The following is a 26,469-nucleotide window of genomic DNA, read 5'->3' as shown; positions in this document are numbered from 1 at the left end:
GCCACCGGATGACCCTGCGACCGGGACGGGCCGAGACCTCCACGATCGGGACACGGTCCGGGCGGGTGGCGGAGCTGACCGAGATCCGGGCGACGCGGCCCGACGCGATCGCCTCGGCCGCCGCCCTCAGGCCCCGGCGCGACACGCTGCTCGGGCCGTCCGGCCGGCTGATGCTGGTGGCCGCCGACCATCCGGCGCGCGGCGCGCTGGCCGCCGGCGGCGACCCGCTCGCCATGGCCGACCGCGGCGAGCTGCTGGACCGGCTGTGCACCGCGCTGGAACGGCCCGGTGTCGACGGCGTGCTCGGTACCCCCGACGTGATCGAGGACCTGCTGCTGCTCGGGGTCCTGGACGGCAAGGTGGTGATCGGCTCGATGAACCGCGGCGGGCTGGCCGGGGCGGCGTTCGAGATCGACGACCGGTTCACCGCCTACGACGCCGCCGCGCTCAGCGCCGCCCGGCTGGACGGCGGGAAGATGCTGCTGCGCATCGACGACGGCGACCCCGCGACCGCGGGCGCGCTGGAGGGCTGCGCGCGGGCGGTGTCGGCCCTGGCCGGCAACGGGCTGATGGCGATGGTGGAGCCGTTCGTGTCCCGCGCCGCCGACGGGCGGCGGCACAACGTCCTCACGCCGGAGGCGATGATGCGGGCGATCTCGGTCGCCGCCGGTCTCGGCACGACCTCGGCCCGGACCTGGCTGAAGGTCCCCGTGGTCCCCGACATGGAACGGGTGATGGCGGCGTCCACGCTGCCCGCGCTGCTGCTCGGCGGCGAGGTCGCGGGCGACCCGAAGGCCGCGCTCGCCGGCTGGCGGCGGGCGCTGCGGCTGCCCACCGTGAAGGGCCTGGTCGTCGGCCGGTCCCTGCTGTACCCCTCGGACGGAGACGTGGCGGGGGCCGTCGACGCCGCGGTGGAGGCACTGTGACACGGGACATCGCGCCCGACGACGGCCCAGCGGCACCACCGCCCTCGTCCACGACCCCGCCGCCGGCCGTCGGCCGCCGGCCCGGATACCGGTCAATGGGAGTGCGGCGTGCCGCTCATCTGCGGCTTGCCCGGCGGGACCAGGACCAGTGCGAGGAGGGCGGCCGCGGCGGCGGCCACGGCCGTCGCGGTGAACGCGTCGGTGAAGCCGCCGATCGAGGGGGCACCGGTCAGCCCGGCGACGGCGAGCGTGGAGGCCGTCGCCACGCCGATGGCGCCGCCGAGCTCGTGGAAGGTGTTGATGACGCCGGAGGCCAGCCCCTCCTCGCCATGGTCGACGTACGCCAGCGCGGAGACGGTGGCGGTGACGAACACGGGCCCGACTCCGGCGGCGGCGATCACCAGGCCCGGCAGTAGTTCGGTGAGAACGCCGCCGTCCGCCGAAAGGCGGGTGAGCAGTCCGGTGCCGATCGCGACGAGTGCCAGTCCGGTGGCGGCGACGGGCCGAATGCCGAGGCGCCCGACGAGGCGGCTCGCCAGGTGCGCACCGGCCCCGGTGGCCAGCGCGGCGGGCAGGAACAGCAGGCCCGTCTCCAGCGCGCTGAGCTGACGCAGGTGCTGGAGATAGAGCGAGCCCAGGAAGAACAGCGAGATCAGCAGACCCGAGCCGACCAGCATCAGGAAGGCCCCCACGGCCACGGGACGGCGCTTCAGCATCCCCACGTGCATGAGCGGGGAGCGCACGGTGCGTTCGACGAGGGCGAACGCCACGTACAGGACCATGGCGGCGGCCAGCGGCACCAGCGTCTCGGCGGAGCCCCAGCCCTCATCTCCCGCGGTGACCAGGCCGTAGACGAGTGAACCCGTGGCGGCGGTGACGGTCAGCGCTCCCAGCACGTCGACGCGCGGCCGGCCCTTCCCGCCCGGACGCGGGTGGGCGGCCACCGTCGCGGGGAGCGCCGCCAGGAGGGCGAGGCCGACCGGCACGTTGACGAAGAACATCGAGGCGGCCGCGCCCCAGGAAGGACCGCCCACCGAGGCGTTCGCCCGGCTGGTCCGCACGTCCTGGCCGATGCTCAGCCGCTTCGGCAGCCTGCACGTCGCCGCGCTCCGCGTCCTCAGCGCCGACGAGGTCCGGCGCCACCACCACGAGCCGATGGCCCATGTCGAGCGCCTCGTCCTGCGTGGCCGGGACCAGGGCGCCTTCCGTACCGACCTGCCCGTGGAGTGGCTGGTGACCGCCGTCTTCTCGATGCTGCACGCGGCCACCGACGAGGCCGCCGCCGGCCGGATGGCCGGCGAGAACGTCGGCGAGATCCTCGTGAAGACCCTGCTGGCCATCCTCAGGCCGGACGGGGCGTAGCGGTCGCGGCGATCAGGCGGACCGGCCTTCCCGCTTCCGGCGGCATTTCGGTCATGCCCATCCGAGAGTCAGCGGCCCAGTGAAGATCGTCGGTCTGGACCTGCCGGGGCACGGGTTCCTAGGCTCGGGAAAGCGTCCCGCCCGGCCACGTTTCAGGAGCGTCTCATGACCATGTCACCGGAACTCCCCGACCTCCTGTCCGCCGAATTCGCCGCCGATCCTTACAGCGCCTACCGCGCCCTGCGCGAGAACGCTCCGGTCTACTGGCACGAGGCCACGCAGAGCTACGTGCTCTCGCGGTACGAGGACGTCTCGCGCGCATTCCGGGAGCCGGTGTTCACCACCGCGAACTACGACTGGCAGCTCGAACCGGTGCACGGCCGGACGATCCTCCAGCTCAGCGGGCGCGAGCACGCGGTGCGCCGCGGGCTGGTGGCGCCGGCGTTCCGCGGCGGGGAGCTGCAGGAGCGGTTCCTGCCGGTGATCGAACGGAACGCGCGCACCCTGATCGACGCGTTCCGGTCGGACGGAAAGGTGGAGCTGGTCGGGCAGTTCAGTACCCATTTCCCGATCAACGTCATCGTCGACATGCTGGGGCTCGACCAGGCCGACCACGCCCGGTTCCAGCGCTGGTACACCTCGATCATCGCGTTCCTGGGCAACCTCGCGCAGGATCCCGAGGTGGCCGAGGCGGGCGAGCGGACCCGGCGGGAGCTGGCCGAGTACATGCTGCCGATCATCGCCCGCCGCCGCGACGAGCCCGGCGACGACCTGCTGTCCCGGCTGTGCCTGGCGGAGATCGACGGGACCCGGATGAGCGACGAGGACATCAAGGCGTTCGTCAGCCTGCTGCTGGCCGCCGGCGGGGAGACCACCGACAAGGCCGTGTCCGCCCTGTTCGCCAACCTGCTCGCGCATCCGGACCAGCTGGCGGCGGTACGGGCCGACCGGAGCCTGATCGCCCCGGCGTTCGCGGAGACGCTGCGGTACACCCCGCCGGTGCACATGATCATGCGGCAGCCCGCCGAGGACGTGGAACTGAGCGGCGGGACGATCCCCGCCGGCAGCACCGTCACCTGCCTGATCGGCGCGGCGGGACGCGACCCGGAGCGCTACCGCGACCCCGGCGAGTTCGACATCTTCCGGACCGATCTGAACGCCACCAACGCGTTCTCCGCCGCTGCCGACCACCTCGCGTTCGCGCTGGGCCGGCACTTCTGCGTGGGCGCGCTGCTGGCCAAGACCGAGGTGGAGGTCGGGACGAACCTGCTGCTGGACGCCATGCCGGACATGCGGCTGGCCGACGGCGCCGTACCCACCGAGCGCGGCGTCTTCACGCGCGGCCCGGGCAGCCTCTCCCTGGAGTTCACGCCCGTGGCCTGAACGACAAGGCGAAGCACCGGCAGCGCGTCGAGGCCGCCAAGCTGGACGGCGACCTGCAGGATTCCGGCGGAGCCAAGCACGAGGTGAAGATCGACGCCGCCGATGGCAAGGTGCTGGTGGGCTGGCCGCGGCGGGCCGCGATGCTCGCGAGCCCGGATGGGCGGAGTTGGTGAAGCCATGGGGAGTTTTGGCCGATCCCGTCACCGCCGCGTCTGCTGCGATTGCGTGGACGTCCGTAGCGTGGGACCCATGCGCTACCTGGAGGCCGGACCATGCCCGAGGTGAACGGACACGCCCCGGGCTGGCCGTCCTGGGTCGAACTGGCCAGTCCCGACGCCGAGGCGTCCAAGGAGTTCTACTGCGGGCTGTTCGGCTGGTACGTCTACGCGCTGACCGTCCCGGGGTTCGGCGACTACGACATCTTCACCTTCGGCGACGTCCATGGCCCGGAGGTGGCGGGGATGCAGTCGCTCGCCGACGACGCGCAGCCCCCGTCCTGGACGTGCTACTTCCGGACCGACGATCTGCAGGGCTGCGTCGACACCGTCAAGGCCGAGGGCGGGCAGGAACTGCTGCCGTCCACCGACATCTCCGGCCTGGGACGGCTGGCGCTGTGCTCGGATTCCGAGGGCGCCGACTTCGGCCTCTGGGTGCCCGGGAGCCTGCAAGGGGCCGGTGTCGTCGACGAGCCCTCGGCGATGTGCTGGGTCGAACTGGCGTGCCGCGACGTCCAGGAGGCCCGCCGCTTCTATGGCAGGGTGTTCGGCTGGAGGGCGGCGGACCGCGACTTCTACGACTCCGTCTACACCGTCTTCAAGGTCGGTGAATGGTCGGTGGCGGGGATGGTCTCCATGGACGAGCTGTGGCCGCCCGACTACCCCGTCCACTGGATCCCGTACTTCTGGGTGGACGACTGCGACGCCTCCGCCGCCAGGGCCACCGAACTCGGCGCCCAGGTCCGGATCCCGCCCACCGACATCGAGCCCGGCCGGTTCTCGATGATGACCGATCCGGCCGGCGCCCGACTCGCCGTCATCACGCCCGCCGTCGCCGACCGTACCGAGGTCAGAAGGCGCCCCTGACCTCGCGGCCCGGTGGACGGAGCCGCCGTCCCGGTCTAGCGTGGCGATGAGGTCGATCGCCTTCGGGGGCGGAAGGAAACCGCCATGTTCCGTTCCCGCGCAGTTCGATGCCTGGCCTGCTGCACCGCCGTGATGGCGGTCTTGTACGGCCTCGCGGTCCCCGGCGCGTACGCCGAGGGCAGGGATCCGCGGCTGCTCCGGTTGCTGCGATCGATGACGCTCGAGGAGAAGGCCGCGCAGCTGTTCGTCCTGCAGGTGTACGGCAAGAGCGCCGACACGGCCGACCCGGCGGACGTGGCCGGCAACCGGCGGCTGTACGGGGTCGACAACGCGGCCCAGGTCATGGCGCGGTACCGCCCCGGCGGGTTCATCTACTACGCCGCCAGTCCCGCCAATGTGGAGAGCCCCCGGCAGCTCGCCACGTTCTCCAACGGGATCCAGCGGGCGGCGATGGCGCAGCGCGTCCCGATCCCGGCGACGATCGCGACCGACCAGGAGGGCGGCATCGTCGCGCGGGTCCCGCCGCCGGCCACGCAGTCGCCCGGGAGCATGGCGCTCGCCGCCGGGCGCCGGACCGGCGACGCCAGGACGCTGGCCCGGATCACCGGGCGGGAGCTGCGGGCCATCGGCGTCAACCAGAACTACGCGCCCGACGCCGACGTCAACGTGAACCCGGCCAATCCGGTGATCGGGGTACGGTCGTTCGGTTCCGATCCGGGTCTGGTGTCGGACATGGTCACCGCCCAGGTGGCCGGCTACCGGAACGCGGGTGTGACCCCCACCGTCAAGCACTTCCCCGGCCACGGCGACACCACCGTCGACAGCCACATCGGCGTTCCGAGGATCGGTCACACGCGGGAGGAGTGGGAGCGGCTCGACCTGCCGCCCTTCCGCGCGGCGATCGCCCGGGGCGTGGACTCCATCATGACCGCGCACATCATCGTCCCCGCACTGGACGCCTCGGAGGATCCGGCGACCTTGTCCCGGCCGATCGTCACCGGGATCCTGCGCGACCGGCTGCGCTACCGCGGCGTCGTCGTGACCGATGCCCTCGACATGCAGGGCGTGCGCACCAAGTACGGCGACGAGCGCATCCCCGTCCTGGCGCTCAAGGCGGGCGTGGACGTCCTGCTCAAGCCCCCGGCCGACGCGTCCGGGAACGGCGTGTTCCCCCGGCAGCTCGCCGCGGTGGTGGACGCGGTCCGGGACGGCGAGCTGACCGAACGCCGCGTCGACGAGTCGGTCTACCGGATCCTGGAGCTGAAGCAGCGGCGCGGGCTGTTCCGCGATCCGTACGCCGACGAGTCCAGGATCGGCGAGATCGTGGGCGCCCCGGCGCATCTCGCGGCGGCCCAGCGCGCCGCGGATCGTACGACGACGCTGGTCAAGAACGACGCCGGGCTCCTGCCCCTGACGCCCGGGCCCCGGAAGGTGCTGGTCACCGGGTGGGGTGCCACGACGACGTCCGTGCTCGCCGGCGAGATCGCCGAGCGCGGGACCACGACGGCGGTACGGGAGACCGGCCTGAGCCCGGGGGACGCGCAGATCGAACGCGCGGTCGCCGAGGCGAGGGACTCCGACCTGGTCGTCGCCGTCACCAACCGGGCCTGGGACGTCAAGCCCGAGAGCGGCCACAACGGCCCGGGGCAGATGAACCTGGTCAAGGCGCTCATAGCCACCGGCAAGCCGGTCGTGGTCATCGCCGCCCGCGACCCGTACGACATCGCCTACTTCCCCGAGGCGGGCACCTACCTGGCGACCTACTCCTACACCGCCGAAGCGCTGCGGTCGGTGGTCAAGGCGCTGTTCGGCGAGATCGAACCGGCCGGACGGCTGCCGGTGACGATTCCCGTCCGCGACCAGTCCGGCACGCTGTACCCGTTCGGCCACGGACTCGGCTACCGGAACTGACCGCAAGCCGAGTACGAGCCGCGTATTCGCCATTAGGTGATTTCGCCTAGGAAAGGCCCGGCCGCCGGGCGGCTGATGACAAACGTTCTCTCTAAGCCGGGACGAGCGGAATCCCCGGGGCCGTGGTCCTGCCCCGGGGATCCGCCGTGTTTCTCGGGAGCTCTTCTTTCTAGTAGACGCTCACGCCGTAGACGCTGAGCGCTTCGGTGACCGGCTGGAAGTACGTGGTCCCGCCGGTGCTGCAGTTGCCGCTGCCGCCGGAGGTGAGGCCGAGAGCGGCCGTACCGGCGAACAGGGAGCCGCCGCTGTCGCCGCCCTGCGCGCAGATGGTGGTGCGGATCAGACCGGTCACGGTGCCCTGCGGGTAGCGCACGGTCTGGTTGAGCGCGGTCACGCTGCCGCTGCGCACGCCGGTGGTGCTGCCGCTGCGGCGGGCGGTCTCGCCGACGACCGCGTTGCGGGCGGTGGTGATGTCCTGGGAGCCGGCGTAGAGGTAGACGTCTCCGGGCTTGGAGATCGTCGTGTTGGTGTAGCGGACGATGCCGTAGTCGTTACCCGGGAAGCTGGATCCCGCCCGGGTGCCGAGCACGGTGCTGCCGCTGGAGTTGGCGTACCACGTGCTGCCGATGTTGGTGCAGTGTCCCGCGGTCAGGAAGAACTGCTGGCCGGCGCTGTTGCGGACGTTGAAGCCCAGGGAGCAGCGGGAGCCTCCGGTGTAGATGGCCTGGCCACCCGAGATCGTGGTGGTGAGCTTGCCCGCGATGTTCTCCAGGCGCACGGCGGAGCCGTGGGCGGCGGCGGCCGCCTTCACCTGGGCGAGCTTCGCGCCGGTGACGGTGTCGTCGTAGGACAGGACGACCTGGTTGGCGGTGGTGTCCACGGCCCAGGCGGTGCCGGTCGCCTTGACCGACCGGGCGATGGCGTCGGTGACCTTCTCGAGGTCCGCGCCGCTGCGGGCGACGGTCCTCGGGACCGCGCCGGCCTCGCGGACCTGCCGGGCCGCGCCGGCGTCCGCCACGGTCACGACCAGCCGGCCGCCGTCCAGGTAGGAACCGGCGGTACGGGTGCCGAGCCGCTGGGCCAGTTCGGTGGCCAGCCGGCTCGCGTCGGGGGCGGGGGGCGCCGCGGCCTGCGCGGCGGGGACTGCGGTCAGCATGGCCGCGGCGGTGGCGGCCGCCATGCTCGCGACAGTGACGGGGCGGATGGGTCTCATCCTCACTGTGCCTCCAGTGAGTCAGGGCTGGTCCGGATGACGTGCCCTGAGTCACGTGCATCGTGAAGAATGGTCAGAATGGCGGCAAGATGGGAAAATTGCCCAATCCCCGGACCGGCTTCGGCAAGCCTGCGCCATTCCCATGTCGGCTGCGAAATGGATCGGTCCACCCTGCGGACCGTTCCGATTTATGGCCGGATCCGGCCAAGATCCTCGAAGGGGATCCGGAACTTCCCGCGGTATCGGCGCGCCCCTCCCGTCCCCGGGCCTCCCTGGCCGTCGGGGGCCACCGGCGGGCGAATCGGAAGATCGCGTCACACCGCCGGACCTTGTCGATCAGGAGCGGGATCGGCGAGGATCCGGTGCGAACCCCGAGGAGCCACCATGCGCATCAGCGATCCACTGCCCGGAACGCCAGGGCTGATCTCCACGTTCTTCGATCTCGGCGCGTGCGGCTACACCGCCGACGAGTACGTCGTGTCCGGTACGGCCACGGCCTTCGAGCACGCCGGTCCGGTCACCCAGGACGGGCGGTGGAAGGCGCGGCCGGCCGGAACGGCGCCCTACACGACGCGGATCGTGGTCTACCGGCCCGCCGACGCCGCCGCGTTCGACGGCACGGTGGTCGTCGAATGGCTCAACGTCTCCTCGGGGGCCGACGCGCCGGCCGTGTGGCTGATGACGCACCGGCAGCTCCTGCGGGCCGGGCACGCCTGGGTCGGGATCAGCGCCCAGCGGGACGGGGTCGAGGGCGGCTCGCTGTTCGCCGATCTGCCGGGGGACTGGTCGTCGATCACGCTGCCGCCGCTCAAGGAGAGCGACCCGCGGCGCTACGCCGAATTGGCGCACCCCGGCAATCGCTACTCCTACGACATCTTCGCCCAGCTGGGTGCGGCGCTCCGTGACGCGGGCACCGCCGCGACGCTCGGACTGCCCACTCCTCAGCGGATCATCGCCGCCGGGGAGTCGCAGTCGGCGGCCTCGCTGGTGACCTTCATCAACGCCGTCGCGCCACTGAACCAGGTGTACGACGGTTACCTGGTCCATGGCCGGCCGGGCCTCCCCTTGGGCCTGGCGTCCGGCTCGCGTACCGAGTCGGAACCCGTACCGGCGCGGGTCCGTACCGACGGGCCGGCACCGATCCTGATCCTGCAGAGCGAGACCGATGTGGTCGGGCTCCTGGACGCCGTCGGCTCCCGCCAGCCGGACGATCAGCGCGTCCGGCTGTGGGAGATCGCGGGCGCCGCGCACGCCGACACCTACACGCTGGGCGCCTCGTTCACCGACTCGGGACGGCTGCCTCCCGACGAGCTGGCGGCCCTGCTCGTACCGCGGGCCGACCCTCTCGGCATCCCGTTCCCCGCACCGATCAACTCCGGCCCGCAGCAGCACTACGTCGCCCAAGCGGCCGTGGAGGCGCTCCGACGCTGGATCCGCGACGGCGTTGCTCCGCCGCAGGCCCAGCGGCTCGAACTGGCGGAACCGGCCTCGTCCGACGGCTCGCACCCCCTGCGAACCGACGGTCACGGCAACGCGCTCGGGGGCGTCCGGACGCCGTGGGTGGACGTCCCGACGGCCGTGCTCTCGGGGCTCGTCCCGGCGGGTGCCCCGGCGCCCGCCGCGCTCTTCGGCTCCACGCTGCCGCTGCCCGGCCTCGCCGAGCTGTATCCCGCCGGGCTGCCCGACTACGCCCCCCTCTTTCGCGCCGCGGCGGAGGAGGCCGTCGACGCCGGCTTCCTCCTCCGCGACGACCTGGCGGAGATCATCGCCACGGCCGCCACCGCCTTCCGTACCCCGGGCTAGAAGACGCGTCCCAGGTCCTGGCGGACGATCGCGGCCATGCTGTGCTCGGCGAGGGCGGTGATGGTCATGGAGGGGTTGCAGGCTCCCGTGGAGCCGGGGATGCGCGCGCCGTCCAGGACGTAGAGGCCGCGGTGGCCCAGGACCCGGCAGGGCGCTTCCGGCGAGCGGGTCCGTTTTCGGGCGGGGCGACATGTCCCGGAACTGTTCAACAGCCGAGTTGCGCAGCGTGGGCCCGCCCGGCGGGCGGGCCCACGCGTCAGATCAGGCCGGGTCGTACCGGTAGACGGTCGCCGCCCAGCCCTCTTCGTTGCCCACATGGCCGGCCGCCATCAGGGAACGAGTCCCCGGTACGCGGCTGATGGCCTCGATCGAGGCGTAGGTGCCGGTGCCGATGGGTGCTGCCTGCCGGGTGAGCCGGCCGCGCGAGTAATGCAGCAGGTAGGCGCTCGGGTGGATACCGGCAGAGACGATCCACAGGCCCCCGCGGCCATCGGAGGCCAGCCGGACCAGCGAGTCCTGGGGAGCGTCGACCTTCACCTGCCTCCAGCGCATGCCGTTCCAGTGGTAGAGGACGGACCCGGGCCAGACACCCTCTCCCTTGCCGAGAACCGCGGTCGCCCACACGTTGCGCGGACCCAGAGCGAGGATGTCGCCCGGGTACGCGTTGACGCCCGGCTCGAGCGCCGGCTTGGGAAGGGGCAGGCTCTTCCAGGACGATCCCGTCCAGCGCATCGAGATGACGCCGCCGCTCTCGGCACTGCCGATCGCCCACACGTTGCCGTTCCCCGACGCGCTCATCGCTTGCGGGGTACCGGGGAGTACGGTCCTGGACCATCCCTGGCCGTTGTGGTGCTGGGCGATGGGCTCCTCGCCGGTCCCGGTCCACCGGGCCCCCACGAACCACGTGCTCCGCGGCCCGAGGACGGCGGTGTCCTGGACGCGGAGCCCTCGCTCGAAGGCGCTGGTGTGCCAGGCCGTTCCATTCCAGTGATGCACGAAGGCGTCGTCGTCCGCACCCATCCCGAAGGCCCACACGTTCGACGGTGAGGAGGCGCCGACATGCGTGAGCGGCGCGTACCTGGTGCCCTCAGGAGGTGCGGGTGGTGTGACGGGCCGCCAGTTCGTCCCGTCCCAGTGGCTCAGCTTCTGCTGCTCGATCTCGCAGCATGGAGCGCTCCCGACGGCCCAGGCGTCATCCGGCCCGGTCACGGCGATGTCGCTGAAATCGTCCCTCGGAAAGTCCGGCGAACTGGAGGCGATCCGCCAGCCGGATTCCCCCTGCGCCTGGGCCACGGCGGGCACGGCATTAAGGCTCGCCATTGCCACGACACCGACCAGGGACACGCGTTTGAGCATGCTGAACATCGTGATCCTTCCCCGTTGCGCGCCCTCCGATAGCGGGGATTCTCGTGAGCGTCTCAACAAAGAAGACGACCGACGTGCGGTTCCGGATTACACCGTGGCCCCTAATCGTCCGCCGCCGGATGTCCGTATGATCGGCGGTATGACCGCCGACCTCCCGGATCACTCCCCGCAGGGGAACCTGCGGGCCTCCCATGCCGAGCGGGACGCGGTGGTGGACCGGCTGCGCGAGGCGGCGGCCGAGGGCCGGATCGAGCTCGACGAGCTGGAGGCCAGGCTCGAGGTGGCGCTGACCGCCAAGACCCATGCCGAACTCGCGCCGCTCACCGCCGACCTGCCGCCCCTGGTCCCGCCGGTCCAGAGCCCTCCGCTGGTCCTCAAGGGCGGGATGCACGGCGTCTCGCGCATCGGACGCTGGTCGGTGCCGTCGCGCATCACGGCGTACGGCGGCATGGCCGGGGTCAAGATGGACTTCACCCGGACCCAGTGCCGGCTGGCCGAGATCGAGATCGAGGCGCACGGCCAGATGGCGGGCGTCACTCTCGTCGTCCCCGAGAGCTGGGCGGTGGACACCACCGGTATGGACCCGGGCGCCGGCGGGCTCAGCGACAAGACGACTCCGGACCGGCTCGCGGGCACACCGCTGATCCGTCTCACCGGCACCGGTGGCGCCGCCGGCGTGGTCGTCCGCCATCCCAACCGCTGGGAACGCCGCAAGCTGGAGCGCAACCCGCCGCAATAGCCGGCCACCGGACCGTGCCGGCCGGGCGGTCTACAGGTCGAACTCGGCGGGGGGCAGTCCCACCGCCTGGCAGGCCTCCCGGACGATGGCCTTCTCGTTGTCGTCGAAGTGGCCGTCGGCGCCGCCGATGATGATGCCGATCTGGATGACCGCGCGGGCCTCGGTGGGCTTCTTGGCCGCCTTGCCGATGTCCTGCAGGACGCTCACCTTGCCGAACGCGAAGTCGGCGGTGAGCTTGTCGACGTAGGCGTTGAAGCGGCGCTGCAGGTCGTCGGCGGCGAAGTTCTGCAGGACCTCGTTGGTGGCGATGAGCGAGGCGGTGCGCTGCCGTTCGGCCTGGTCGACGGTGCCGTCGGCGGCGGCGACCAGCGCGCACATCGCCATGCTGGCGTCCCGGAAGGCGCCGCTCTTCAGCTCGCCCTTCTTGGCCATCAGCTGGGTCTGCAAGGTCTGGGTTGTTTCGCGGAACTTATCCCAAAATGCCATTGCGTCTTCTCCTCCATGATCGCCTCGTTCGCACTCTAGTCGATCTGCTACAAGTGTCGTTGCAAGCCCGCTCCCGGGCACCGTTCGGGAGCGGTTAGGCTGCCCGCGGGAGGGGAGGTGGCGCTCGTGGCGCGACGACCACTGGGACGGCTGGAGGCCGAGGTGCTGGCCGCCCTGGCCGCCGCCGACGGCCCGGCGTCCACCGCTGACCTGCAAGCCCGCATTCCGGGCGATCCCGCCTACACCACCGTCAACACCATCTTGTTCCGGCTGTACGACAAGAACCTGGTCACCCGGGTACGCGAGGGCCGCCACTTCCTGTACCGGCTGGCGGTCGACGAATCACGGCTGGTGGCCGACCGCATGCACGACCACCTGCGCCACGCCAGCGATCCCTCCAGCGCGCTCAGCCGCTTCGTGCAGAACCTCAGCCCCGACGAGGAGGACGCCCTGCGCTCCCTCCTCCGCAGACCTCGCTCCGTACCCCGGGACGCCCCGTGATCTGGCTGACGTTCCTTCCCGCCGTGCTGACTCTCGCACTGGCCGCGGTCCTCAGCGCGGTGCCGCTGCGGCTGCACCCGGCCTGGACGGGGCGCCTGCTGGCCACCGTCGCGGCCACCACGGTCGTCGCCACCCTCGGCACGCTGGTGTTCATCGCCCTCAACTACGCCGCCACCCTGTTCCCCGGTGCGGCCGATCGGCTGCCCGAATGGGTCCTGTTCGGCGACGACCAGCCCGTCCACACCGCCCTGGGCGTCCCGGCCTTGGGCCTGACCGTCCTGAGCGCAGTGATCACCGCCCGGCTGTGCGTCCGCTGGGCCGCCGAAGTGCGCGACGCGCAGCACACCGCCCGGAACGTGGTCGACTCCGACACACCCCTCGCGGTGGCCGTGCCCGGCCGCCATGGCGGCATCATCGTCTCCCGCGGACTCCTGCACGCCCTCGACCAGGAACAACTGCAAGTGGTGTTCCACCATGAGGCCTCGCATCTACGTCACCGGCACCATCGCTACCTGGCCTTGGGCGCACTGGCCGCCGGGATGCTCCCCCTGCTGAAGGGCCTGAACGCCCGCCTGCGCTTCTGCCTGGAACGCTGGGCCGACGAGGACACCGCCGAAGCCGTGGGCGACCGGACCCTGGTCGCCCACACGATCGCGCACGTCGCACTGTCCCAGTCATCGGCAGGGCCGACGGCACCGCCCTTCCCCGCCTTCACCGACTCGGGCGTGCTCCAGCGCGTTCAGGCTCTGCTGGACACCGCGCCCAGCAAGAACAGCATCAGCGGCCCGGTCCTGCTCACGAGCGCCGGCCTCGCCACCGGCGCGCTCGCCTCGGTCGCATGGCAGGTCGACCACGCCCTGCGCCTCGCCCTGCTGTGACCGGGACCGTCGCGGCCGGGCAGGGGTTTTCTGCTACAAATGTAATAGCGTCGGGCTCAGCTCGTTCAGCGGTCAGGCCTCCGGCGAGTCCTGCCAGGGCCGTACCCTGCAAGGCATGCTGCCGGCCATCGCCGGGCACGCCTGACCGATCGCACGAACCGACGAAGGGAAACGCAATGGGTGTGAGCCTGTCCAAGGGCGGCAACGTGTCGCTGTCGAAAGAGGCCCCGGGCCTGTCGGCCATCACGGTCGGACTCGGCTGGGACATCCGGACCACCACGGGAGCCGACTTCGACCTGGACGCCAGCGCGCTGCTGCTGAACGAGTCCGGCAAGGTGCCGTCCGACCAGCACTTCGTGTTCTTCAACAACCTCAAGAGCCCGGACGGGGCGGTCGAGCACACCGGCGACAACCTCACCGGCGAGGGCGAGGGCGACGACGAGCAGATCAAGGTGAACCTCGGCACCGTTCCGGCCGAGGTGACCCGGATCGCGTTCCCGGTGTCGATCCACGACGCCGACGCCCGCTCGCAGTCGTTCGGGCAGGTCCGCAACGCGTTCATCCGCGTGGTCAACCAGGCCGACAACGCCGAGCTGGCCCGCTACGACCTCACCGAGGACGCCTCCACCGAGACCGCGATGGTCTTCGGCGAGCTGTACCGCAACGGCGCCGAGTGGAAGTTCCGAGCGGTCGGCCAGGGCTACGCCTCCGGCCTGTCCGGCGTCGCCTCCGACTTCGGCGTCAACGTCTGAGGGATCTCGGCTCCGCCGCGTCCTGACGCGGCGCGACGATCACGCGCGAGGCCTGCCACGACCGGCAGGCCTCGCGTTCGTCGTTCCTGGGGTAAGGCTGCCCCTTGACAGCATGCGTTCTCGCCTGGGTACTATCACCGATATATCGCGATATGTGTCGGTAGATCGTTAAGCCGAGTTCCTGAAGAGCGAGTACCTGAAGGATCGAGCGGCCGGAGGACCGGACCATGGCGAAGTGGACCGTAGCGGACGTACCAGACCAGACCGGCACCATCGCGGTGGTGACCGGGTCCAATGGAGGCCTGGGGTTCGTCCAGGCCCGCGAGCTGGCCCGCGCCGGCGCCCGTACGGTCCTGGCCTGCCGGGACGACCGTCGAGGCGAGCGCGCCGCCGACCGGATCCGTGCGGCCGTCCCGGCGGCCGAGGTGGACGTGCTGCGCCTCGACCTGGCCGATCTGGCGTCGGTGCGCGCCTTCGCCGAGGAGTTCGGCGAGCGCCATGACGGACTGGACCTGCTGGTCAACAACGCCGGTGTCGCGGTCCTGCCGCACCGCGAGACGGCCGACGGCTTCGAGATGCAGTTCGGTACCAACCACCTGGGCCACTTCGCTCTCACGGGCCTGCTGCTGGACCGCCTGCTCGCCCGCCCGCGCCCGCGGGTCGTGACCGTCAGCAGCGGGCTGCACCACCGGGGACGCGTCGATTTCGACGACCTGAACGCCGAGCGCGGGTACGACAAGTGGCGCGCCTACCACCAGTCCAAGCTCGCCAACCTGCTGTTCGCCTACGAGCTGCGGCGCCGCGTACCGGCGCTGCGCAGCGTCGCCGCACACCCCGGCTTCGCCGCCACCGACCTGCAGCTCGCCGGGCCGCGCATGAGCGGCAACCCGCTGATGACCCTCGTCAGGAAGGTCACCATCACGCTGTTCGCCCAGAGCGGCGAGAAGGGCGCGCTGCCGCCGCTGTACGCCGCCACGGTGCCGGACCTGCCGGGCGGCTCGTTCGTCGGCCCGGACGGACGCTCGGAGGCACGCGGCCATCCCACGCTGGTGCGTTCCAGTCCCGCCTCGAAGGACGAGGAGACCGCCCGGCGGTTGTGGGACGTCTCCGAGAAGCTCACCGGGGTGCACTACCCGCTCTGACGCCGCCGGCGCGCCGGGTGGCCCGCGCGATCAGTGCGGGGGTGCGGAGCGCCGTTCGCCGCGCCGCCAGGAGTCCAGCACCATGAGGGTCTTGGTGCCGATGACGTTTCCGTCGCGGCGGATCTGGTCGATCAGCCGATGCAGGTGCTGGATGCTCTCGACCCTGAAGTGCACGAGGGCGTCCGGGTCGCCGGCCACCGTGAAGACCGCGGTGACTCCCGGAACGCTTCGGGCGGAGGCCGTGATCGACTCGACGTCCGTACTGCCGCTGTAGCGGACCTCGGCGAAGGCCTCGATGGTGTCGCCGAGGCGGTCCTCATCCACCAGCGCGGTGTAGCCGACGATGACGCCGAGCCGTTCGAGCCGCTCGATCCGCCGCTTGACCGGGCTGGGGGAGAGCCGGACGCGTGCGGCGATGTCGCGTACGGACCGCCGGCCGTTCTCGATGAGCAGGTCGAGGATCTGCCGGTCGAGTGAGTCCACTTCAGGTTTCGCAGGCACGGACGGATGGTAGCGCCGGGGGAGTGGAAAAGTGCGTGCGGCACCGTGCGCGGTGGCTTCAACTCGCGTTGAGGGGTGAGTCGGTGCGCGTTTATTGCTTTTGCGGGTCCCTCTCGGTGCAATGGCCGACGTGACCGACCACCTGACACCGCCCAGTGGGCGTCCCGCGATACCGTCCGCCGAGACCGAGGTGCTGCGGCAGGTCGCGCGGCGGGTGCTCTGGCTGTCCACCGCCATCGTCGACGCGGCCAACCGCGGACGGCCCAACAGCACGGGGGTGAAGGTCGGCGGGCACCAGGCCTCCAGCGCCTCGATGGTCGACATCATGGTCTCGCTGTACCTGTCCGAGCTGACCCATCTCGACCGGGTCTCGGTCAAGCCGCACGCCTCGCCGGTGCTGCACGCGATCAACTACCTGCTGGGCGGCCTGGACGCCTCGTACCTGCCGAGGTTGCGCGCGCTCGGCGGGCTGCAGAGCTATCCGAGCCGGACGAAGGACCCCGACACCGTCGACTTCTCGACGGGTTCGGTCGGCATCGGCGCGACCGCGTCGCTGTGGGCCGCGATGTCCCACCGCTATCTGCGCTCGCGCACCGCGTCGGCTCCGGCGGCGGGGCGGTTCATCAGCCTGCTCGGGGACGCCGAACTCGACGAGGGCGCGGTCTGGGAGGCGGTCGCCGACCCGTCGGTCGCCCGGATGGGCGAGCTGCTCTGGATCGTCGACCTCAATCGCCAGTCTCTCGACCGGGTCGTGCCCGACGTGCAGATCCATCGCCTGCGGGGCATGTTCGAGGCGGCGGGCTGGCAGGTCATCACGTTGAAGTGGGGACGCGCGATCACCCGCCTGTTCGGCCGGCCGGGCGGCGAGGAACTGCGGCGGCGGCTCGAGCGGATGCCGAACGAGGAGTACCAGCGCCTGCTGCGGGCCGGTGCGGCCGAAGTCGGGCCGCGGCTCGTCGGTACGGACGGCGGCGAGGCGCTGCGTGCCCTGGTCGCCTCGGTGCCGGAGGCCGAGCTGGCGGAGACGGTGCGCGACCTGGGCGGGCACGACCTGGGCCTGCTGCTCGACACCTACCGGGACGTGGACGACGACCGTCCCACGGTGGTGTTCGCGTACACCATCAAGGGCCGTGGCCTGCCGACCGAGGGCCACCCGAACAACCACTCGGCGCTGCTCACCGAGGCGCAGATGCTGGGGCTGGCGGAGACCTGCGGCACCGACCTGGCCGATCCCTGGCGTGCCTTCGAGCCGGGCGGCGCCGCGTCCGAACTGTGCGCCGCCCGGGGCGCGGCGCTGCACCGGCCTCCGGTCACGATGCGGCCACGTGGCCCGCTGCCCGCGACGCTCGGCCGCTCGTACCGCGCGCCGATCTCGACCCAGGCCGCCCTCGGCCGCTTCCTCGTCGACCTGATGCGCACCGCCCCGGACGCGGGCGCGCGCGTGGTGACCTGCAGCCCGGACGTGGCCTCCACCACCAACCTCGGCGGGTGGATCAACAAGGCCGGGGTGTGGTCCATCGAGGACCGGCACGACTGGTTCGCCGACGACACCGAACGCCTGCTGCGGTGGTCGGAGGGCACCGGCGGCCAGCACATCGAACTCGGCATCGCGGAGGTCAACCTGGTGGGCCTGCTCGGCGAGCTCGGCGCCACCTGGAGCCGGTGGGGCGAGCCCCTCATCCCGATCGCCGTGCTGTACGACCCGTTCATCGCGCGGGCGCTGGAACCGTGGTCGTACGGCATCTACGCCGGCGGGCAGTCGATCATCGTCGGCACGCCGTCCGGGGTGACGCTGGCGTCCGAGGGCGGCGCCCACCAGTCGATCACGACCCCGTCGATCGGGCTGGAGCAGCCGGGCTGCGTCGCGTGGGAGCCGGCGTTCGCCCAGGACCTGGAGTGGACGATGCTGGCCGCGATGGAACGGATCGGCGTCGAGGGCGGTACGTCCTCGTACTTCCGGCTCTCGACCCTGCCGCTGGACCCGGCCCTGGCGCGGGTGCCCGAGGACCCGCTGCCGCTGGCACGGCGCCGGCGGCACGCCGTCGCGGGCGGCTACCGCATCACCGACCACGACCCGGCGGCCGAGCAGATCACCCTGGTCGGCGCCGGCGCGATCATGCCCGAAGTGATCGCCGCCGCCGAGCACCTGGCCGAGCGGTCGATCGTGGCGGGCGTGGTGTGCCTGACCAGCGTCGACCTGGTCTACCGGTCCCTGCAGGCCCGAGGCTCCCTCGGCGCGGCCGGCGGCGGTATCGCCGACGTGCTGTTCCCGGCCGGCCATCCCGCGCCGATCGTCACGGTCCTGGACGGGCACCCGCACACGATGGCGTTCCTCGCGGGGGTACGCGGCGACCGGATTCGCTGCCTGGGCGTCTCCCGATTCGGAGAGTCCAGCGACCTGCGCGATGCCTACCGCATCCACGGCATCGACACCGGTTCCATCGTCGACGCGGCCCTGACCCTCCTCGGCCGCTGACCGGACCCGTGGACGGGCATGGCGATTTAATGATTCTGAAGTTAGGATCATTTTTTCGGGAACCGATCGCGGGACGCGCCGCCCGCCCACGGAGGGTCATATGGGTCGCAGGATTCTGTTCATCACCACCGACCAGCAGCGGTACGACGCGTACGGGTGCAACGGGGGGACGGTGGCGAGGACTCCGGTGACCGACGGGCTCGCCGCCGAGGGGGTGCGATTCGAGCGGGCCTACTGCCAGAACGTCGTCTGCACCCCGGCGAGATCCAGCATGCTGACCGGGCAGTACCCGCGGACGCACGGCGCGATCGCCAACGGGGTGCCGCTGCCGGACGACGCGCCGAGCGTCGCGCGGGTGCTGCGGGACGCCGGGTACCGGACGGCGCTGATCGGCAAGGTGCACTTCGAGCCGATCGCGGACCCCGGCGGCCGGTGGGAGCAGAACCGGATCCCGCTCGCGGGCGAGCACGGGCCGTACCGGGGCTTCGAGTACGTCGAGTTCGCCGGGCACGGGCCGCAGGGCGCGTCGCACTACGCGAACTGGCTGCGCAAGGAGCACCCCGACGAGACCGACGGGTTCCTGCGGATCTTCTCTGCGGCGCCGGGAGGCGACACCGGGGCGCCGGGCGTGGCCGCCAATCCGGTGGCGCGCGAGCACTACCACACCGACTGGGTGGCCGACCGGACCATGGCCTGGCTCGACTCCCTCGACGATGACGACCACTGGTTCTGCTGGATGAGCTTCCCCGACCCGCACCATCCCTGGGACCTGCCCGCCTCCGAGGCGGGCAGGGTGGACTGGCGCGAGCTCGGCCTGCCGCCCGGCCACCCCGGCTCCGACGAGCGCATCCGGGAGATCCTGGCCGGCCGTCCGGACCACTGGCTGGCCTGGTACGACGGCTCGGTGCCCAACGTCGACGCCGCGCCCGCCGACTTCGTCCCCGCCGACCTCACCCATGACCAGATCCGCGAGATCAACGCGCTGGTCCATGCCAAGAACGAGATGCTGGACGAGGCGTTCGGCACGGTGCTCGCCAAGATCGAGGAACGCGGCTGGGGCGATGACACGGACGTGTTCGTGACCACCGACCACGGCGAGTTCCAGGGCGACCTCGGCCTGCTGTTCAAGGGGCCCTATCACGTGGACGCGCTGATGCGCCTTCCGATGGTGTGGCGTCCCGCGCGCTCGGCCGGCGTGACTCCCGCGGTGGTGCCCGAGCCGGTGGGCCAGATCGATCTCGCGCCGACGTTCTGCGCGATCGCGGGCGTACCGGTACCGGACTGGATGGAAGGCGGGCCGCTTCCGGCGGCCGCAGGGTCGGGGCGCGAGCGGGCGATCGTGGAGTGGGACAGCCAGCTCGACACCGGGTACCGGATGCGGACCATCGTCCAGGACGGCTGGATCTGCACGGTGTACGAGCCGACCGACCGCGACTACGGCATCCCGAAGGCCGACCGGTACGCGAACTTCGGGATGCGTCCCCCGGAGCGGGAGATCGTCTATGACGGCAGCGAGGGAGAGCTGTACCACCTGGCCGATGACCCCCACCAGTGGGTCAACCGGTGGGCCGACCCTGCGGCGGCCGAGGTGCGGACCCGGCTGGTACGGGACCTCTACGAGCACCTGCCGCCGGAGCGTGAGCTCCGGCTGTACCCCCAGGCCATGGGCTAGGGCTCAACCGCAGCTCAGCGCCCGGCCCCTCGGCCCGCTTCCCGCTCAGCCCACCTTCAATTCGGGCACCGCGGACAGCAGCCGGCGGGTGTACGGGTGCTGGGCGGCGTCCTGCGTGAGTCCCGCCGCGGTGCACTCCTCGACGACCTCGCCCTTGTTCATCACCAGCACCCGGTCGCACACCAGCCGGATCACGCTGATGTCATGGCTGATCAGCAGGTAGGCCAGGCCCTCCTCCTGCTTCAGCTCCAGCAGGAGCTGGAGGATCTGCGCCTGTACGGACACGTCCAGGGCCGAGACCGACTCGTCGAGCACCATCAGCTCGGGGGAGACCGCCAGCGCCCGGGCGATCGAGGCCCGCTGGCGCTGCCCGCCGGACAGGCTGGACGGGCGCCGTCCCGCCACCTGGGAGCCGAGCCCCACCCGATCGAGGATCTCCGTGGCCCGCCGGCGGGCCTGCGCGGCCGGCAGCTTCCCCCACAGCCGCAGCGGCTCGGCCACGATCTCCTCGACCGTCATGTAGGGGTTCAGCGAGGTGTACGGGTCCTGGAACACCATCTGAACGGTGCGCCACACCTCCGGGTCGAAGCGGCGGCGCGCGTGGATGTCGCGTCCGGCGATCCGTACCCGGCCCGAGTCCGGGCGGGTGAGGCCGCAGATGACTCCGGCCAGGGTGGACTTGCCCGACCCCGACTCCCCGACGACCCCCAGGGACTCCCCGGCGGCGATGGTGAGGCCGACCTTGTCGACGGCGACGGTCGGTGTGCCGCGGCGCGGCCAGCCTCCGGTACGGAACGTCTTGGTGACCGATTCGACTTCGAGTAGTACCTCAGGCATCGGCGTCCCCTTCCGTCAGGACCAGGGCCTCGGGTGTGGCGGCGAGCGCGGGTTCCCCGGCGCGCAGGCACCGGACGGCCCTGCCGGGGACGTGCTCGTCCAGGGCCGGATGGTGCTCTGCACAGGCGTCGATGCCGAACGAGCAGCGCGGCAGGAACCGGCATCCGGACGCGATCTGCCCCGGCTGCGGAACGGCCCCGGGCAGGGAGTGGATGGTGCCGAGCTCCATGGCGCGTTCCGGGATGCAGCGGGCGAGCGCGTTGACGTAGGGGTGCAGGGCATCGCCGAGCACGGCCCCGGTGTCCCCGGTCTCCACCAGTTCCCCCGCGTACATGATCAGCAGCCGGTCGCACCGCTCGCTGACCAGCGCCAGGTCATGGGAGACCAGCAGGATCGCGAGCCCGAGGTCGCGGCGCAGCCGGTCGATCAGGTCCATCACCCCCTGCTGCACCGTCACGTCCAGGGCCGTCGTCGGCTCGTCCGCGATCAGTACCGAGGGGTCCCCGGCGATCGCGATCGCGATCATGACGCGCTGGCGCATGCCGCCGGAGAACTCGAACGGGTACTGCCGGGCCCGTTCCGCCGCCCGGTCGATCCCCACCTCGTCCAGGATCCGGACCGCCTCCCTGCGGCCCTCGCGGCGGGACATGCCGGGACGGCGCAGCCGCCGCGCCTCGGCCACCTGGTCGCCCACCCGCATCGACGGGTTGAGACTGGTCATCGGGTTCTGGAACACCATCGCGAGGGCGTCCCGCCGCTTCGCCGGGACGCCGTCCCCGTCCACCACCTGCCCGGCCAGCTCGATCCGTCCGCCGGCCAGCCGGACGCCGCGGGGGAGCAGGCCCGCGACGGCGGAGGCGGTCAGGCTCTTGCCCGACCCGGATTCGCCGACGAGCCCGACCATCTCGCCCGGGCGGATCGCGAAGGACACATCGGTCACCAGCGGGGTGGGGGAGTACTCCCGGTCCAGCTCGACCGTCAGGCGCTCGACGCGGAGCGCGGGTCCTGCGTCCGCCAGGTCAGCCATGCTGCTTCTCCTTGTCATCGGCGTCGCCGAGCACGTTCAGGCAGAGGATCAGCGCGGTGATCACCCCCGCGGGGACCAGTACCACCCGGGGGTCGGACGCGAGCATCGCCGAGGCGCCCGTCAGGAGGGTGCCGAGGCTCGCGCCGGGCGGCTGGACCCCGACGCCGAGGAAGCTGATGCCCGCCTCCACGACCAGGGCCAGGCCCAGCAGGTAGCTGATCTGCACGGCCACCTGGTCGCGCACGCCGGGCAGCAGGTAGCGCCACACGATCCGGGTGTGCGAGCAGCCCGACATGCGGCCGGCGGTGACGAACGGGCTGACCGCGAGCCGGAGCGTCTCGGCCCTGATCACCCGGTAGATCCGGGGGGCGAAGATCACCCCGAGCGTCACCATCTGGCCCTGGATCCCGGTCCGCAGCGCGGCCTGCACCGTCAGCAGCAGGATCAGGGCGGGCACGGTGAGGATCACATCGGCGATCCGCCCGGTGATCCCGTCGATCCAGCCCCTGCGGTACCCGGCGAGCAGCCCGGTGGGCACCCCGATGGCCGCCGCGACGCCGATCGCGGTGAGCGCGGCGAACATCGAGGTACGGATGCCCCACAGCAGGCGGCTGAACAGATCGCGGCCGAGCTGGTCGGTGCCGAGCCAGTTCTCGCCGGACATACCGGCGAGCGTCCGCCCCACATCCTGGCGGGTGGGGTCGGCCACCGGGAGGAACGGCACCAGCAGCGTGATGAGGAGGCACAGGACGACGAAGCCCAGCGCCGTGCACCGGCCCCAGCCGAGCCGGGGCAGCCGCCGCGGCCACCGCTTCCGGCCGGCCTTGCCGGTGGCGACCGGTGCGGCCTCCTTCGCCGGCCCGGTCCGTTCCGCGACACCCTTCATGACCGGCTCCTCGCCTCGGGGTTGAGCCAGGACGCGACCAGGTCGGCCACCAGGTTGGCGCCGAGCACGACCAGGGCGAACAGCGCCACCAGCGCCTGGACGACGGGGAAGTCCTGGCCGCGCACCGCGTCCAGCGTCAGCGTCCCGATGCCCGGGATCGCGAACACGACCTCCACCAGCAGCGCCCCGGTGATCAGCACACCGACCTCCAGGCCGATCACCGTCACCAGCGGCGCCGAGGCGTTGCGGCTGACATGGCGGAAGAAGACGCCCCGCTGCGAGACGCCCTTCATCCGGACGGTGCCCACGTAGGCGGCGCCGTACTCCTTGACCAGCGAGGCCCGGAAGGTCCTCATCTGCTGGCACATCAGCGACAGCGCCAGGGCGAGCGCGGGCAGCAGCAGGTACGACAGGGCGTTGCCGAGGCCCACCTCGGACGGGCTGCGGTAGCCGCCCGAGGGGAACCACGGCAGCCACACCGCGAACACCAGGATGAGCACGAGCCCGACCAGGAAGTTGGGGACGGCGATGCCCAGCACCGCGACCCCGCGCAGGCCCCGGTCCAGCGGACCGCCCGGCCGGATGCCGATCGCCGAGCCCATCAGCACCGAGGCCACCACGGCGATCACCATGGCCAGCAGTGACAGCAGCAGCGTCGGCGGCAGGTTCTCCAGGATCAGGTCCGTGACAGAGCCCCGGTGGTGCAGCGATGCGCCGAGATCGCCGCCCAGCGCGCCGCCGAGCCAGGACAGGTACTGCGCCACCATCGGCCTGTCCAGGCCAAGTTCGTTCCTGACCCGTTCCACCTGCTCGGGGGTGGCGCTCTCCCCGGCGACCACCGATGCCGGGTCGCCGATGGAGAACAGCATCACGTAGGTGGCGAACGTGACGGCGGCGAGGATCGGGACGGCCGCGAGCAGGCGCCTGGCCACCAGTGTGACGATCAGCGTCCCCATGGCGCCGCCTTCCGGCCGGTCGGTGGCACCGGATCAGCCCTTGACGCCGCGGAACGAGGGGAACGACGGGGCCCAGGGGGCCTTCCAGCCGGAGACGCCGGGCGCGATGACGTAGGCGGTCTCCGGGGTCAGCACCGGCACGTTCATCATGCTCTCGGTGATGACGCCGGAGATCTCCTGGTAGATCTTCATCCGCTCGGCCTGGTCGGTCTCGCGCAGCGCGTCCCCGGCCAGCTTCTCGACCTTAGGGTTCTTCAGCCCGCCCGGGTTGTACAGGCCTTTGGCCAGGCCGTAGCGGTTGAGCGTGTCGGACGGGTCGAAGGCGTTCCCGGTGGCGCCGAAGGCCATCGCGACGTTCTTCTCCGCCGTGAACCGGCTCACCACCTGCGGCGGCGCCACGGCGCTGACGGAGGCGTCGAGGCCGATCGTCTTCAGCTGCTCCTGGACGATGGTGGCGAGCTGCTCGAAGACCTGGTTGCCGGCCACGGTGACGATCTCGACCTTCGCCCCGGCGGCGCCGGCCTCCGCCACCAGCGACTTGGCCTTGGCGATGTCGTAGGGGACCAGCTTGAGGCCCGCCTGCGGCGCGTACGCCTTGGTGCCGGCGCCGAAGAACTGCCCGTTGGGCTTGCACTTGCCGTCCAGCAGCCCCGTGCAGATCGCGTCCCGGTCGATGGCGAAGTTGACCGCCTTGCGGACCCGGATGTCGTCGAACGGCTTCATGGCGGTGTTGAAGGAGAACAGGTAGTTCTCCGAGCCCGTGCTGCGCTCGATCTTGTAGCCGGCGCTCTCCGCCGTCTTGATCATCTTTTCCGGCAGGATGGAGATGTCCAGGTCGCCCGAGCGGACCGCGTTGAGCTTGGCGTCGTCGGCGAGGTAGTTGATCTCCAGGGTGCCGGCGGCCGCGACCGTCGTGTCCCAGTAGCCCTTGGCGGCCGTGTAGACGACCCGGTTGGCCTGGACGCGCTGGAGCGAGAACGGGCCGATCCCGGCCGAGGCGCGGGTCAGGTCGGTGCCGTCCGCGATCGCCTTGTCGGAGATCATCTGCCCGGCCGAGCCGGCGAGGATGCGCGGCAGCGCACCCACTCCGCCGTCCGCGCGGAACCTGACCTTGGTGGTCCCGCGCTCCTCGACGGTCACGCCGGCGAGCTGCGGCGCGTTGGTGCTGCCCTTGAGCGTCTGCGACCGCTTGACGTTGACCGCCACCGTCTTGGAGGTGAAGGCGGTGCCGTCGGGGAACGCCAGTCCGTCGCGCAGGGTCATGTCGAGGTAGGGCCCCTTGTCGTCGCTGCCCGGCGTCCACGCGGTGGCGAGCCGCGGTTCCACGCTCTCGTCGGACGCGAGGAAGGTCAGCGAGTCGTACAGGGGAGCGGTGTACATGGCCATCTGCCTGAGGGGCAGCAGGGCGGGGTCCAGGGTCGTCTGGGCGAAGACGGCGCCGACCTTCAGCACACCGTCGTCCGCCTTGCCGCCGCCTTCGCCGGTGCCGCAGGCGGCTGTCAGCCCGAGGACCGCCACGGCCGCGATCGCCATCCGTCGCTTCATGCTCCGACCACCGATTCTCTCTGGATCAGATCCCGCGCCATCCGGTGCGACCAGCAACGATGGCCGGAGGATTCCCTGAAAGTGATTTTATACTCAGTTTTTTCGCGGCGGGCAAGGGGTCGGGGCGCGTTCCTTGGCTCCGGGGTGCCGCCGAAAATTCCTGATGGTATATTCAGTTTCAGGTGGATGCGGGATCCGACTACGATGGGCGGACATCACGGCCACGGCATCCCGTGGCCGTTTCCCGGGTGTCGCGGTGGGGGCCGGAGCGGCGCGCTCCACCCAGTGGAGGACCGAGCGAAATGCCTAACACTCCGAAGGGCCGGCGTACGGAGGCGGCGTTCCTCGAGGCGGCACGCAAGGTGTTCGCCGAGAAGGGCTACTTCAACACGAAGATCTCCGACATCGCGGCGGCCGCGGGGCGCTCGACCGGATCGTTCTACAACTACTACGACAACAAGGAAGAGCTGCTCGAAGCGCTGCTCGACCAGTTCTCCGCCGAGGTCCAGGGCACCACGGCCCGGCTGCACCACAAGGGCGACCCGTACGAGAACATCGTCGAGGCGGTGCGCGCCTACTGGTCCGGCTACCGCAAGTACCTGCCCGAGATGATCGGCGTCTTCCAGATGTCGATGACCGACCCCGACTACACCCGCAGGTGGCGCCGCAACCGTGCCGCGGGGGTGCGGAGCATCATCGACGGCATCGCCAGGGCCCGCAGCGAAGGGTACGACCCGGGCCTCGACACCGAGGTGCTGGCCTCCGCCCTGGTGTCCACGCTGGAGTCGTTCTGCTGGGTGTGGATGGTCGGCGGCGGCGACGAGGACGTACCGGCGCCGGACGACGAGACGGCGATCCGTACCCTGGCCGCGATCTGGTACCGGACGGTGTTCCACAACCCGGGCACGCGGAGCGCCGCAACGGGCTGACCGCGCGGGCGCCGACGAGCCCCCGGGCGATCATCGACCAGGACCGTCCCCGCGCACGCGGAGACGGTCCCGGGACAGGCTTGGACGCTGCCGCGCC

General features: G+C 71.4%; 25 protein-coding genes. 14 read left to right on the top strand and 11 right to left on the bottom strand.

All coding sequences use genetic code 11. The features are described 5' to 3' along the window. Positions 1–8 precede the first annotated feature (8 nt). The gene (locus ACH34Q_RS19495; RefSeq protein ID WP_395984389.1) at positions 9–926 is read left to right on the top strand and encodes an aldolase; all 918 of its coding nucleotides are present in this window, start codon (positions 9–11) and stop codon (positions 924–926) included. A 92-nt stretch (positions 927–1,018) separates the two neighbouring features. On the opposite strand, the gene ACH34Q_RS19490 is transcribed toward ACH34Q_RS19495, so the two are convergent. Further along, positions 1,019–1,927, bottom strand: coding sequence for an MFS transporter (locus ACH34Q_RS19490; protein WP_395984388.1), 909 nt, complete (start codon positions 1,925–1,927; stop codon positions 1,019–1,021). Here ACH34Q_RS19490 and ACH34Q_RS19485 point away from each other — a divergent pair. The 4 genes from ACH34Q_RS19485 (at position 1,914) to ACH34Q_RS19470 (ending at position 6,664) form a co-directional block, all read left to right on the top strand. Then, positions 1,914–2,288, top strand: coding sequence for a hypothetical protein (locus tag ACH34Q_RS19485; protein ID WP_395984387.1), 375 nt, complete (start codon positions 1,914–1,916; stop codon positions 2,286–2,288). The two genes, ACH34Q_RS19490 and ACH34Q_RS19485, sit on opposite strands and share 14 nt — an antisense overlap. A 165-nt stretch (positions 2,289–2,453) precedes the next feature. Further along, on the top strand, positions 2,454–3,671 hold the full coding sequence (locus ACH34Q_RS19480) for a cytochrome P450 (protein WP_395984386.1): 1,218 nt from the start codon (positions 2,454–2,456) through the stop codon (positions 3,669–3,671). Positions 3,672–3,943: 272 nt separating this feature from the next. Further along, a complete protein-coding gene (locus tag ACH34Q_RS19475) occupies positions 3,944–4,753 on the top strand; it encodes a VOC family protein (protein ID WP_395984385.1) in 810 nt (269 codons plus the stop codon). Between the two features lie 84 nt (positions 4,754–4,837). Then, the gene (locus ACH34Q_RS19470; protein WP_395984384.1) at positions 4,838–6,664 is read left to right on the top strand and encodes a glycoside hydrolase family 3 protein; all 1,827 of its coding nucleotides are present in this window, start codon (positions 4,838–4,840) and stop codon (positions 6,662–6,664) included. 169 nt (positions 6,665–6,833) lie between these two features. On the opposite strand, the gene ACH34Q_RS19465 is transcribed toward ACH34Q_RS19470, so the two are convergent. Beyond that, positions 6,834–7,844: a S1 family peptidase gene (locus ACH34Q_RS19465; protein WP_395984383.1), complete on the bottom strand. Its 1,011-nt coding sequence runs from the start codon at positions 7,842–7,844 to the stop codon at positions 6,834–6,836. Positions 7,845–8,261: 417 nt separating this feature from the next. Between ACH34Q_RS19465 and ACH34Q_RS19460 the strand changes: the two genes are divergently transcribed. Next, the gene (locus tag ACH34Q_RS19460) at positions 8,262–9,680 is read left to right on the top strand and encodes an alpha/beta hydrolase domain-containing protein (RefSeq protein ID WP_395984382.1); all 1,419 of its coding nucleotides are present in this window, start codon (positions 8,262–8,264) and stop codon (positions 9,678–9,680) included. Here the strand turns inward: ACH34Q_RS19460 and ACH34Q_RS19455 are convergent. Continuing rightward, on the bottom strand, positions 9,677–9,889 hold the full coding sequence (locus ACH34Q_RS19455; protein WP_395984381.1) for a GMC oxidoreductase: 213 nt from the start codon (positions 9,887–9,889) through the stop codon (positions 9,677–9,679). The genes ACH34Q_RS19460 and ACH34Q_RS19455 overlap by 4 nt on opposite strands. 52 nt (positions 9,890–9,941) lie before the next feature. Beyond that, positions 9,942–11,036, bottom strand: coding sequence for a hypothetical protein (locus tag ACH34Q_RS19450; protein ID WP_395984380.1), 1,095 nt, complete (start codon positions 11,034–11,036; stop codon positions 9,942–9,944). Positions 11,037–11,184: 148 nt separating this feature from the next. Between ACH34Q_RS19450 and ACH34Q_RS19445 the strand changes: the two genes are divergently transcribed. Continuing rightward, on the top strand, positions 11,185–11,784 hold the full coding sequence (locus ACH34Q_RS19445; protein ID WP_395984379.1) for a DUF1707 domain-containing protein: 600 nt from the start codon (positions 11,185–11,187) through the stop codon (positions 11,782–11,784). A 30-nt stretch (positions 11,785–11,814) separates the two neighbouring features. Here ACH34Q_RS19445 and ACH34Q_RS19440 read toward each other — a convergent pair whose 3' ends face one another. Next, positions 11,815–12,270 carry a tellurite resistance TerB family protein gene (locus ACH34Q_RS19440; protein ID WP_395984378.1) on the bottom strand — a complete coding sequence of 152 codons (456 nt, stop codon included), beginning with the start codon at positions 12,268–12,270 and terminating at the stop codon, positions 11,815–11,817. Positions 12,271–12,396: 126 nt separating this feature from the next. Between ACH34Q_RS19440 and ACH34Q_RS19435 the strand changes: the two genes are divergently transcribed. The 4 genes from ACH34Q_RS19435 to ACH34Q_RS19420 all read left to right on the top strand — a co-directional run bounded on the left by ACH34Q_RS19435 (position 12,397) and on the right by ACH34Q_RS19420 (position 15,543). Continuing rightward, positions 12,397–12,771 (top strand): BlaI/MecI/CopY family transcriptional regulator, encoded by a 375-nt coding sequence (locus ACH34Q_RS19435; RefSeq protein ID WP_395984377.1) that lies wholly within the window; start codon positions 12,397–12,399, stop codon positions 12,769–12,771. Beyond that, a complete protein-coding gene (locus ACH34Q_RS19430) occupies positions 12,768–13,649 on the top strand; it encodes a M56 family metallopeptidase (protein WP_395984376.1) in 882 nt (293 codons plus the stop codon). The genes ACH34Q_RS19435 and ACH34Q_RS19430 overlap by 4 nt, the downstream gene beginning before the upstream one ends. A gap of 176 nt (positions 13,650–13,825) precedes the next feature. Next, the gene (locus ACH34Q_RS19425; RefSeq protein WP_395984375.1) at positions 13,826–14,401 is read left to right on the top strand and encodes a TerD family protein; all 576 of its coding nucleotides are present in this window, start codon (positions 13,826–13,828) and stop codon (positions 14,399–14,401) included. 227 nt (positions 14,402–14,628) lie between these two features. Continuing rightward, a complete protein-coding gene (locus ACH34Q_RS19420; protein ID WP_395984374.1) occupies positions 14,629–15,543 on the top strand; it encodes an oxidoreductase in 915 nt (304 codons plus the stop codon). A gap of 30 nt (positions 15,544–15,573) precedes the next feature. Here ACH34Q_RS19420 and ACH34Q_RS19415 read toward each other — a convergent pair whose 3' ends face one another. Continuing rightward, on the bottom strand, positions 15,574–16,044 hold the full coding sequence (locus tag ACH34Q_RS19415; RefSeq protein ID WP_395984373.1) for an Lrp/AsnC family transcriptional regulator: 471 nt from the start codon (positions 16,042–16,044) through the stop codon (positions 15,574–15,576). A 121-nt stretch (positions 16,045–16,165) separates the two neighbouring features. On the opposite strand from ACH34Q_RS19415, the gene ACH34Q_RS19410 reads away from it, so the two are divergent. Together ACH34Q_RS19410 and ACH34Q_RS19405 are read left to right on the top strand one after the other, a co-directional pair. Continuing rightward, positions 16,166–18,520 carry a transketolase-like TK C-terminal-containing protein gene (locus ACH34Q_RS19410; protein ID WP_395984372.1) on the top strand — a complete coding sequence of 785 codons (2,355 nt, stop codon included), beginning with the start codon at positions 16,166–16,168 and terminating at the stop codon, positions 18,518–18,520. A 100-nt stretch (positions 18,521–18,620) separates the two neighbouring features. Then, positions 18,621–20,192 (top strand): sulfatase, encoded by a 1,572-nt coding sequence (locus tag ACH34Q_RS19405; RefSeq protein WP_395984371.1) that lies wholly within the window; start codon positions 18,621–18,623, stop codon positions 20,190–20,192. A gap of 45 nt (positions 20,193–20,237) precedes the next feature. Here ACH34Q_RS19405 and ACH34Q_RS19400 read toward each other — a convergent pair whose 3' ends face one another. The 5 genes from ACH34Q_RS19400 to ACH34Q_RS19380 are packed head-to-tail and all read right to left on the bottom strand — an operon-like array spanning position 20,238 to position 25,443. Beyond that, entirely contained in the window at positions 20,238–21,029 is a 792-nt protein-coding gene (locus ACH34Q_RS19400; protein WP_395984370.1) for an ABC transporter ATP-binding protein, read from the bottom strand. Next, positions 21,022–22,056: an ABC transporter ATP-binding protein gene (locus ACH34Q_RS19395; protein WP_395984369.1), complete on the bottom strand. Its 1,035-nt coding sequence runs from the start codon at positions 22,054–22,056 to the stop codon at positions 21,022–21,024. Before ACH34Q_RS19395 ends, ACH34Q_RS19400 begins: the two co-directional genes overlap by 8 nt. Then, positions 22,049–22,942 carry an ABC transporter permease gene (locus ACH34Q_RS19390; protein WP_395984368.1) on the bottom strand — a complete coding sequence of 298 codons (894 nt, stop codon included), beginning with the start codon at positions 22,940–22,942 and terminating at the stop codon, positions 22,049–22,051. Before ACH34Q_RS19390 ends, ACH34Q_RS19395 begins: the two co-directional genes overlap by 8 nt. After that, entirely contained in the window at positions 22,939–23,898 is a 960-nt protein-coding gene (locus ACH34Q_RS19385) for an ABC transporter permease (RefSeq protein WP_395984367.1), read from the bottom strand. The genes ACH34Q_RS19390 and ACH34Q_RS19385 overlap by 4 nt, the downstream gene beginning before the upstream one ends. A 33-nt stretch (positions 23,899–23,931) precedes the next feature. Then, a complete protein-coding gene (locus ACH34Q_RS19380; RefSeq protein WP_395984366.1) occupies positions 23,932–25,443 on the bottom strand; it encodes an ABC transporter substrate-binding protein in 1,512 nt (503 codons plus the stop codon). Between the two features lie 302 nt (positions 25,444–25,745). Here ACH34Q_RS19380 and ACH34Q_RS19375 point away from each other — a divergent pair, with 302 nt between their 5' ends. Continuing rightward, positions 25,746–26,372 (top strand): TetR/AcrR family transcriptional regulator, encoded by a 627-nt coding sequence (locus ACH34Q_RS19375; protein ID WP_395984365.1) that lies wholly within the window; start codon positions 25,746–25,748, stop codon positions 26,370–26,372. Positions 26,373–26,469 lie beyond the last annotated feature (97 nt).

The sequence above is a fragment of the Actinomadura sp. 9N407 genome (assembly GCF_044326315.1).
GTDB lineage: Bacteria > Actinomycetota > Actinomycetes > Streptosporangiales > Streptosporangiaceae > Spirillospora.
This window is presented reverse-complemented; position numbering and strand designations above follow the sequence as displayed.